This is a genomic window from Streptomyces sp. URMC 129, assembly GCF_051386415.1.
Taxonomy (GTDB): domain Bacteria; phylum Actinomycetota; class Actinomycetes; order Streptomycetales; family Streptomycetaceae; genus Streptomyces.
Map to the genome: position 1 here is coordinate 44,341 of NZ_JBPQTQ010000024.1, position 9,099 is coordinate 53,439.

6 protein-coding genes and 2 pseudogenes are annotated in these 9,099 nt (G+C 75.6%); 3 read left to right on the forward strand and 5 right to left on the reverse strand.

All coding sequences use genetic code 11. The features are described from left to right. Positions 1 to 1,323 carry a tetratricopeptide repeat protein gene (locus ACSNOC_RS07685; RefSeq protein WP_436746508.1) on the reverse strand — a complete coding sequence of 441 codons (1,323 nt, stop codon included), beginning with the start codon at positions 1,321 to 1,323 and terminating at the stop codon, positions 1 to 3. A gap of 278 nt (positions 1,324 to 1,601) precedes the next feature. On the opposite strand from ACSNOC_RS07685, the gene ACSNOC_RS07690 reads away from it, so the two are divergent. The 3 genes from ACSNOC_RS07690 (at position 1,602) to ACSNOC_RS07700 (ending at position 4,870) form a co-directional block, all read left to right on the forward strand. Beyond that, positions 1,602 to 1,814 carry a hypothetical protein gene (locus tag ACSNOC_RS07690; protein ID WP_436746509.1) on the forward strand — a complete coding sequence of 71 codons (213 nt, stop codon included), beginning with the start codon at positions 1,602 to 1,604 and terminating at the stop codon, positions 1,812 to 1,814. Between the two features lie 184 nt (positions 1,815 to 1,998). Beyond that, the gene (locus ACSNOC_RS07695) at positions 1,999 to 3,549 is read left to right on the forward strand and encodes an ABC1 kinase family protein (protein WP_436746510.1); all 1,551 of its coding nucleotides are present in this window, start codon (positions 1,999 to 2,001) and stop codon (positions 3,547 to 3,549) included. After that, a complete protein-coding gene (locus ACSNOC_RS07700; RefSeq protein ID WP_436746511.1) occupies positions 3,533 to 4,870 on the forward strand; it encodes a wax ester/triacylglycerol synthase domain-containing protein in 1,338 nt (445 codons plus the stop codon). The genes ACSNOC_RS07695 and ACSNOC_RS07700 overlap by 17 nt, the downstream gene beginning before the upstream one ends. Before the next feature lie 395 nt (positions 4,871 to 5,265). Here ACSNOC_RS07700 and ACSNOC_RS07705 read toward each other — a convergent pair whose 3' ends face one another. From ACSNOC_RS07705 to ACSNOC_RS07720, 4 genes and pseudogenes are all read right to left on the reverse strand, one after another. Next, on the reverse strand, positions 5,266 to 6,339 hold the full coding sequence (locus ACSNOC_RS07705; protein WP_436746512.1) for an SDR family oxidoreductase: 1,074 nt from the start codon (positions 6,337 to 6,339) through the stop codon (positions 5,266 to 5,268). 15 nt (positions 6,340 to 6,354) lie between these two features. Beyond that, a complete protein-coding gene (locus ACSNOC_RS07710) occupies positions 6,355 to 6,882 on the reverse strand; it encodes an acyl carrier protein (protein ID WP_436746513.1) in 528 nt (175 codons plus the stop codon). Between the two features lie 24 nt (positions 6,883 to 6,906). Further along, a pseudogene (locus ACSNOC_RS07715) lies at positions 6,907 to 7,062 on the reverse strand (KR domain-containing protein); the annotation flags it as partial. Between the two features lie 79 nt (positions 7,063 to 7,141). Continuing rightward, positions 7,142 to 9,040 (reverse strand): annotated as a pseudogene (locus ACSNOC_RS07720) (SDR family NAD(P)-dependent oxidoreductase); the annotation flags it as partial. Positions 9,041 to 9,099: the final 59 nt, after the last annotated feature.

The following is a 9,099-nucleotide window of genomic DNA, read 5'->3' on the forward strand; positions in this document are numbered from 1 at the left end:
TCACCCGGTGCGGCGGCGCCCGCAGGAGGTGCGTGCCAGCAGATCGCGCGCGGCCGGCACGGAGGCCGCGTACGGCCGCAGGCCCCGGCGCAAGTCGCGCAGCGCCCGGTCGGCCCGGCCGCTGGACAGCAGCGGATAGTCGACCAGAAACGCCCGCCACTGCTCGCAGGCGCTCTCCACGTGCCCCATCCGCAGGCGGAGTTCGGCCAGCTCGGCCCTGGTCAGGGCGCGACACCTGCGTTCGCCTCGCGGCCGGTGACGCAGGGAGAACGCCAGGCGGTCGGCCGCGCCGGGCAGATCGCCCAGGTGGGTGAGGGCCGCCGCCTGCTGGCGGGCCAGCGCGGCCTCGTGGTAGATCCCGATTCCCGTGGTGCGTGGGGCGGCCCTCCCCATGTTCCGTTCGGCGGTGGCGAGGTGGCGCAGCGCGGCCCCGCGGTCGCCGACGGCGGCGCTGGCGACGGCGAGCTGCCCCACGAGGAAGGCGGTGCGGGGGCTGTCGGGGGAGACGCTGGCGACGGCGGCGCCCGCCAGGTGAAGCGCCTCCCGGTGGTGGCCGAGGGCTTGGGCCTGGACGCTCATGGCCCGCAGCGCCATCGCGTAGCGTTCGGCGTCGCCGGCGTCGGCCGCGAGCCGCACGGCCACGGTGTAGTAGCGCTGGGCGGTGCCGTTCAGGGTCTCGTCGAAGCACATGAAACCGGCCAGGTACGCCAGATCGGCCGCGCCGGCCAGCAGTCCGGCGCGCGCGGACCCGGCGGCGGGCGCGCGCAGCCACCGCGCGACGTCCGTGCCGAGAAACGTGGCCAGGGCACGCCGGGCCCGGCCGCCGCCGTAGGTGAGATCGGTGTCCGAGAAGACCTGGAGCATCTGCGCCGCCAGGCGCACCTGTGCCGCGCCTATGCGCTCCCCGGCGGCCGGGGTCGCCGCGGGCGCGGACGGTGGGAGCGCGGCGAAGGCCGGCAGGTGGGTGGCCGCCAGGCTGTACGCCGAGTCGGGCGGGGTGCGGCGCCGGGCGCCGGGCGTCCCGGCCAGCTCGGTCAGCGCGGTGGCGGGGTCCGTGGCCGGCGCGCCCGCGCCGGGGGCGTCGGCCGGGCGGGTGCCTGTCGGCCCGTGGGCGAGCCCCGTCTCGACGAGTGTGACTTCGCGGCCCAGTCGCCGCGACAGCACCTCCGCGACGAGGCGTCCCACGGCGGGGGGCGGCTTGGTGCCGGCGAGCCAGTGCGAGACCGCGGTGCGGTCGTAGCGCAGCGCGGTGCCGGTTTCGGCGCCGGCCCGGTTCACCGCGTCCGCCAGGGCCTGTCCCGTCCAGCGGGCTTCCCCGAGCAATCGACGCAATTGGATATTCGGGACACGCCGGGTGGGCATCCGGGCTTCCTCCGTATCTCAACACGAGCGAGCTTTCAACAGACATGGGATCTTCCTTTGCTGCGCCCCCCGTCGGCGGCGCGGCCTAATGGACAGGCAGGGAAAAACTTCCCGATCCGGTGGCGGCGCATACCGGCGCGTGGAAGCCCCGGCAACCGGATTCAGCGCTGTGCCGAGCGCCGGAGCACGGCACCGCGATACGGGTCAGCGATGTGACGGAAAGAAAGGAATAGGCAATCATGGCCAGGAAACGCAGCGGCCTGGCGAGGTTTCTCTCCGAATTGGCCGAGAGCTCCAAGGATTTCGCGGACGAGGTCATCGACCGGCTGGAGGACAGCGAACGCCATCTCAGGAAAGCCCTGAAGGCACTCCTGGAGGACAGGGACCACGATCACGATCACGAGCACGACCGAGGCAGGGGCCGGGACCGTGAGGACGCGCTCGTGCGATAGCCGCGGCCGTGGTGGAGCCCCGGGCATGACCGACCCGCACCGCCGGCGCCCGGGGCCCCGCCGGCCGCGGCTCGATCGGAGCGGACACGACAGGGAGGGTGCCCATGTCCCGGGGACAGCACGGTGTTCCGCCGCGAGAACCGCGTCGGCGTCGGAACTGGCCCCCCGGAACGGCCGGGTGCCGGTGAGCGCCGCCCGCGCACGCCTGCTCGCCCGGGTCGCCGGGGGCCTCGTGCTCCGCGAGGTGACGGACGGACGGGTGTCCGGCCCCGCGGCCTCCGGGGCGGGATCCGCGCCGGGCCCCGGGGAGCGGCGTGCGATCGCGCTGCGGGAGGCGTTCGAACGTCTCGGACCGCTCTACATCAAGGTGGGCCAGATCCTCTCGACCAGGCCCGACCTGGTTTCCGGCGCCGTGATCAAGGAGCTGGAGAAGCTGCACGACCGCGCCGCCGCCCTGCCGTTCGAGGCGATGGAGCCCGTCCTGGAGGCCGAGCTGGGGCCCGCCTGGCGGAGCGCCTTCAGCACGTTCGACACCGTGCGGCCCCTGGGGTCCGCCTCGCTGGCCCAGGTCTACGCCGCCGTGCTGCCGGGCGGTGAACCCGTGGTGGTGAAGGTCCAGCGCCCCGGGATCAGGCCCCTGATGGACGCGGACATGCGGATGCTGCGGCGCGCGGCCCGCGTGGTCGCCCGGGGCGCTCCCAGGCTGAACGCCACCATGGACGTCGAGGCGACGCTCGCGGTGGTGCTGGAGGCCATGCGTCCGGAGCTGGACTTCCGGCTGGAGGCCAGGAACATGGACGCGGTCCGTCCGCTGACCCGCGAGTACCGGCGGATATCCGTCCCCCGGGTGGTGCTGGCGACGCCCCGGGTCCTGGTGCAGACCCGTGCCGCCGGCGTGCTGATCCGGGACGCCGATCACCGGGACTTCGCCGAGAAGGAACGGCTCGCCATCGGGCGGGAGCTGTTGTCGTTCTGCTACCGGGGTTATTTCCGGGAGCAGTTCTTCCACGCCGACCCGCATCCGGGCAACATCCTCGTCCACCCCGCCCTGGGCGCCTCGGTCATCGACTGGGGAATGGTGGGCCGCGTCGACCGCGGAACGAGCATGGGGCTCACCCTGATCCTCATCGCCATCGCGGAGAACGACGGCGCCGCGGCGGCGAAGGCGTGGATCGAGATGGGGAAGCCCACCCCCTGGGCGGACACGGCCGGATTCATCGCGGACATCGGCGTCCTGGTGCCCAGGATAACCAGGGCATCACTGGAGGAACTGAACTTCGGCACCACACTGGCCGCGGCGATCAGGCACAGCAGCAGGCGCGGGATACAGACCAGTCCCATGGTTTCCATTCTCGGGAAGTCGTTCGCCAACATCGACGGCTCGGTGCGCTGTCTGGCGCCCGAGATATCGGTCACCGATGTCTTCAGAAGCGAGATGCGGGGGCTCCTGCTGCATTTCGCCCATGAATTCCTGTCGGAGGGGCAGGTCGCCCGCGCCGCGCTGGAGACGATCATCGGCGCCCGGAACGGGCCTGCGGAGGCCAGACAGGTGCTGCGGGACCTGGCCGGCGGCGGCCTGCGCCTCCAGGCGTCCCCGCCCGGCCGGGCGGGGACACCGCTGCGGGGCGGCGACCCGCGCACGACACGTCTGCTGGCGCTGGCCGCCGCCGCTCTGGTCTGGCGCGCGCACCGGCGCGGCGGGGAAGGAAGGGGATGTCATGGCGGAGCGGGTTGAACGCGGCGGCCCGGCCCGGCCGTCCGCGGACCGGATGACGGCGAAGGACCGCCTGATATGGCGGATCGAGACGGACACCGACCTCCGGCCCGACATCATGATCCTGATGGCGCTCGAAGGCGGCGTCGGTCAGCGCGAGTTGGTCGCCTGGCACGAGCGGGCCGCCGATCTCCTGCCCCGCATGCGCGCCACGGTGAAGGCGCCCACCGGGCGCCAGGGCGGCCCCCCGCGCTGGGTGGCCGATCCGTCCTTCGACGCGGCCGGTCACATCCACCGCGTGCCCGCCCCTGGTGCGGGTGCCTGGGAGGACGTGCTCGCCCTCGTGGAGCGACTCGCCGTCGAGCCGCTCCACACCTGCCGCCCTCCGTGGGAGGCCCACCTCATCGAGGGACTGGCGGCGGGCGGGACGGCGTATCTGCTGCGGATCTCCCACGGGATCGCCGACGGGCTGCGCCTGCGGGAGATGCTGCTGCGCCTGTCCGGTCTCCGCCTGATGCTGCCCGGTGACTCCGGCGGGCGGCCCGCCGGGCCCGCCACCGCACGCGATCCGGTCCCTGTCCGGTGGCGCCGGCGGCTGCGCACCGCGCGGGACAGCGCACGGTTCCTCGCCGGCGCCGCCCGCGACATGGCCCGCCTGCCCTACGGCCCGCCGAGCGGTCCGGGCAGGGGCGCGCGCCGGTACGTGACCGTGGACGTCCCCCAGGCCGCACTCCGCTCGGTGGCGCGCGGTACCGGCGGCTCCCTCCAGGACGCCCTCATCGCCGGGGTGGCCGAGGGCTGCCGACGCTACAACGAGGAGCGGGCGGCCGGGCGGAAGCGGCTGCGGGTGCTGGTGCCCTACGGCCGGGCGCCGGCCGGCCGGCACGACCCGAGTCCGGTGGGCAACCACTGGTTCGTCGTCGGCGTCCGTCTCCTCTCCCGCCCCATGGACGCCGCCACGCGCATCGGCACCGTCCACGCGGAACTCACCGAACACGTGCGCCGGGGCGCCGTGGACTGGATGGGCGCACTGGCCCGGGTCACCCCGCTGCTGCCCTCCTCGCTCGTCCGCACCGGCTTCCGCCGGTTCGCCGCCTCCCACGACGTCATCGTCAGCAACATCCCCGGCCCGGCGCGCGGACCGATCACCGTGGGGGGCACCACCGCCACCCGCGTCTACGGTGTCGCGCCCTCACTGGGGTGCCCGATGTCGGTCACCAACTTCAGCCACGGCGGCGTGTGTCACCTCGTCCTGGGCATCGACCCGGCCGTCGTCGAACGCCCCGGAGCACTGGCCTCCCACGTCCGGGAGAGCCTGCTCCGGCCGACGGAGCACCCGTGACCCGGGTTCTCGCGGCCGTCCCGTCACCGCCGGGGCCCCCGGGAGGCGGACGACGGACCCGGCTCGCCTCCGCGGTCCGCACCGGCCCACCACGGCCCTCGCCCTCCCCCCGCGTCCGCGCGGCGTCGTGCGTCGGGCGGGCTGATCGTTTTCCGCGGTGCTGAGAAAGCCGCCCGGGGTGGTTCCGGGCCGGGCCGCTCCGGGCGGCAGGCGGCGCCGGCGCGGTGGCCGGGGGTTGCCGCGGCCCGGACGGCACATCGGTGCGCCGGACCCACCCGTCGGTCCGTGTCCAAGCGGTGCGCGCCGCGCGTTCCCGGGCGCTGAACCCGAGCGCCACGACCGGGCTCCGGCCCAAGGGGGGGAGCCCGGCCGCGGGCGCGGTGACCGCACGGGCATCATGCGAGGCAGGCCCTGAGGTACGCGGCGTCGACGGCCGGTTCGGCGGGGCAGGCCAGGCCGAGGGCGGCGAGGTTGGTGTCGTCGTAGCGGCGGGTGACGCGCAGCCAGGATGCGTAGGCGCCGAGCATGTCGTGCAGGGCGCGGGATGCCGGGGAGAGCGGGGCGTCGGGCCGGGTGTCGAGGCGGATCGTGACGTCCAGATGTGTGGAGAGCGCGGCGGCGATGTCCCCGGCCGGGGTGTCGCGCGGGCTGACCACGTGGTACGTCCGCACGCCTGCCGGGGCTCGGCGGCGCGGGACCTCGGCCATGGCGTACGCGGCGTGCTCCACGGGCAGCAGGTTGACGCCGCCCCGCTCGGCGGCCCGCACGGTGAAGGAGCCGTCCGTGCCGGCCGCCTCGGGGAAGGCGCGGATGGCGGCCCGGAAGGTGTCCGCGGCCATGGCCGCGATCTGCCGGGGGCGACCGGGGTAGCCGGGGCGCCGGGTGACCAGCCCGCCGGGCCGGAAGACCACGGCGGGCCGGGCGTGTTCCGCGGCCCAGCGCCGGACCAGGAGCTCCGCCGCGAACTTCGATTCCTCGTACGGGGCCAGAAAGCCGCCGGGCCGTTCGGGAGCCTCCTCGTAGAGGGTGTCGTGGAGCCGGTTCCCCGCCACGGCGATGGTGCTCACGTGGTACAGCACCGGTGCCCGTTCCCCGGCCGTCAGCAGATCCAGGACGTGGCGGGTGCCGTCCGTGTTGGTGCGCGGCACGTCGCTGTCCTGCGCGGAGAACGACACGTTGCCCGCGCAGTGCCACAGCGTGTCGACGCGGTCCGCCAGCCGCCGGAACTCCCCGGCGCTCAGGCCCAGCCGGGGCCGCCGCACGTCGCTGTCCACGGCGCTCAGCCGGCGGCGCGCGGCGCGGACCTGCGCCTCGGGCATGCAGGTCGCGCGCAGGAACCGGGCGACGCGCTCGGGGGCGGGCACCTGGTGGGGGCGGGCCAGCAGCAGCAAGTGGTCCTCGTGCCGGAGCAGTTCCCGCACCAGGTGCAGGCCGAGAAAGCCGGTGGCGCCCGTGATGGCTGTCGACATGGTGACTCCCTGGGGTCATCCGGCGTTGGCCGGGCGGACGAGGCGGGCCAGCACCCGCCGGGCGAGGGCCTGGACGCTCTCGGCGCCGGCCAGCTCCATCGCGGGCACCTCGCGCCGGGTGCGCCGGCTGATCTGGACGGCCAGCTCCGCGGTCATCAGGGAGTCGACGCCCAGCTCGTCGAGGCGCCGTCGGCGGTCGACGCGGTCGGGAGTGGTGCGCATGACCCGGGCCAGGGCCTCGGTCAGGGCGTCCTCCACGAGACGGGCGGCCTCCTCGGGCGGCACACCGGCGAGGTCTCGCACCAGTGGCTCGTCGCCTCCCCTGTCCGCCTCGCGGCCGGCCGGTAGCAGGTGCGCGGTGCGGGGTGCGGCCAGGCCGCGCAGGAAGCGGTGCGTGGAGCCCCAGTCGGCGTCGCCCACGGTGACGGCCGCCGGGCCGGGGACGGTCAGCAGTTCGTCCAGGGCGGTCAGGGCGGTGGCGGCGGTCAGGCCGGCCATGCCGAGGGCGCCGGTGAGTTCCTCGACGCGGCCGGTGCGCCGCACGTAGCCGGTGTCGGTGATCGCGCCCCATCCCACCGCCAGGGCCGGCAGTCCGGCGCGGCGGCGGGCGCGCGCCAGCGCCTCCAGGGCGAGGTTGGCGGCTGTGTAGGGGCCTTGCCGGACATTGCCGATCAGGGCGGAGACAGAGCTGTAGAGGACGAAGAGGTCGAGCCGCCGGTCGCGGGTGAGGCGGTCCCAGAGGGTGGCCGGCGGCCAGCTTGGGCCGGAGGACGGCGCGCACCCGTTCGTCCGTCAGCTCGGTCAGCGGGGCGTCGTCCATGACCGTCGCCGCGTGCACGACGCCGCCCAGCCGCTGCTCCCGGGCGTCGAGGTCGGCGATGAGCTGCCGCACGGCGGTCTCGTCGGCGGCGTCGGCGGCGCGCACGGTGACGCGCGCGCCGCGCCGTTCCAGATCGGCCAGCAGTGCCGGGGCCTCGGGGCTGTCGGGCCCGCGCCGGCCCACGAGGGTCAGGTGCCGGGCGCCGCGGTCGGCCAGGTGACGGGCGGTCGCGGCGCCGAGGCCGCTGAGGCCGCCGGTGACGACGTACGCCGCGCGCGGGTCCAGCCGCGGCCGAGCCGGGACGGGGTGGACGGCGGGGGGCCGGTCGAGGCTGACCACGACCTTCCCGATGTGCTGGGAGCGCCGCACGGCGGCGAAGGCGTCGTCGATCTCGGCGGCGTCGCAGACCCGGTGGGGCAGGGGGCGGTAGAAGCCGCCGTGCACGGCGTCGGAGACGGCGGTCATCAGGGCCGAGGCGCGCGCGGGGTCGTTCATGAGGGTGACCAGGTCCAGGCCGCAGTAGGCCAGGTTCCGCGCGAAGGGGGCCAGGGCGAGGGGGGTATCCGCGAGGAAGTCACGCTTGCCCAGCTCGACGAACCGGCCGCCCGGGCGCAGAAGGTCCAGGCTGCGGCGCATCGACTCGCCCGCCAGGGAGTTGAGCACCACGTCGACACCGCGTCCGCCGGTGAGGTCGCCGACCCGGTCGGCGAAGTGCGGGCTGCGGGAGTGCAGCACGTGGTCGACGCCGAGCAGGTGCAGGTAGGCCCGCTTGGCGGGGGTACCCGCGGTGGCGATGACGCGGGCGCCGACGTTGCGCGCGTGTCGCAGGGCGGTCAGGCCCACGCCGCCCGCGCCGCCGTGCACCAGCAGCGTCTCGTCCGGCGCCAGGCGGGCGAGGTCGTGCAGGGCGCGCCACACGGTCAGGCAGGCGGTGGGGAGGGTGGCCGCCTCGGTGAACGACATCCCTTCGGGAATCGGCGCGAACCGGACGGCGGCGGCCCGCACATGGGAGGCGAAGCAGCCGACCGCCCAGCCCATCACCCGCTGCCCGGGAGCCAGGTCCGGAACGCCCGGTCCGACAGCGGTGACGACGCCCGCGCAGTCCAGGCCCAGCGGCGCGCGGTCCCGGGGGGCGCCCTCCGGTTCCGGGATCGTGCCTTCCGCGGCCAGCACGTCACGGTAGTTCAGGGAGGCGGCGTGCACCGCGACGACGACCTCGCCGTCGCCCGGCTCGGGCAGGGCGGCGGGACGCCAGCGCAGCCGGTAGCGGCGGCCGGGGGCGCTCATCGTCAGGGTGTACGGGGTGGTGGCGGCGCGGGCCGGCGGTTCGGCGGGCACGGCCCGCGGGACGAATCGGCCCTCCGCGGTGAGCAGGACCTCGTCCTCGCCGGAGCCCGACAGCAGTTCCTCGGCCAGGCGGACCAGCGGCGGGTCCTGGTCACGGTCCGCGGTGAGGGCGATCCTGCGCACGGTGACGTCGGGCCGCTCGTTGGCCCAGGTCCGGGCGGCGCCCCAGACGGCGGCACCGGGGCCTTCCGGCGGGCAGTGGCCGGCCGGGCCGTCCTCCACCACCAGCCATACCGCGGGGGCGGGGACGGTGTCCCGGGCCCGCGCACAAGCGGTGGCGACGGCGCGCAGCGTCGCCAGGTGGCGGACAGCCCGCTCGGTGACGTCGTCGGCGTCGGTCCCGGCCCCGTCCTCGGTGAGCAGCACGATCCCGGTCGGCCCCGGCGCGCCGGTGAGGAGGTCGGTCCAGGCATCGGCGTCCGTCCCGGCGTCGGTCGTGCGGACCGTCACCGCGGGGCCGGCCGCGGCGCTCAGCACGGCCGCCAGCGACAGCAGCGTCGCGCGGGGCGGCCTTCCGCCGGCCGCCTCCGGCATACGGGCCACCAGCCAGTGTCGCGGCCCGGGGTCCGTCGGCGGTGTGGGCGGGGGGGACG